The following is a 252-nucleotide window of genomic DNA, read 5'->3' as shown; positions in this document are numbered from 1 at the left end:
CCACCACTTCCACACTGTAGCCTTCTTCGGCGAAATGCCGGTTGCCCCAGGCCACCAGCGACATCAGCACCACACTGAAGTCCTCACCCTTGGCCGTCGGCACATATTCGTAGCGTGGCGGTCGCTCGCTGTAGGGCCGCCGCTCCAACATCCCCGCCTCCACCAGGCCATTCAAACGGCGCGTCAGCATATTCGGCGCGATGCCCAGGCTGCGCGAGAACTCGTCGAAGCGGCGCAGGCCGTGCAAGGCGT

Annotated in this window: 1 protein-coding gene; it reads right to left on the bottom strand. The window is 64.7% G+C overall.

Translation table 11 applies throughout. The features are described 5' to 3' along the window. Nucleotides 1–252, bottom strand: a 252-nt coding sequence (locus ACW9IR_RS29985) for a winged helix-turn-helix transcriptional regulator (RefSeq protein WP_457466225.1), incomplete at both ends; no start/stop codon positions are given.

It is taken from the genome of Pseudomonas sp. SDT291_1_S447 (genome assembly GCF_054070155.1).
The sequence above is the reverse complement of the archived record's forward strand: the minus strand, read 5'-3'. Positions and strand labels throughout refer to the sequence as shown.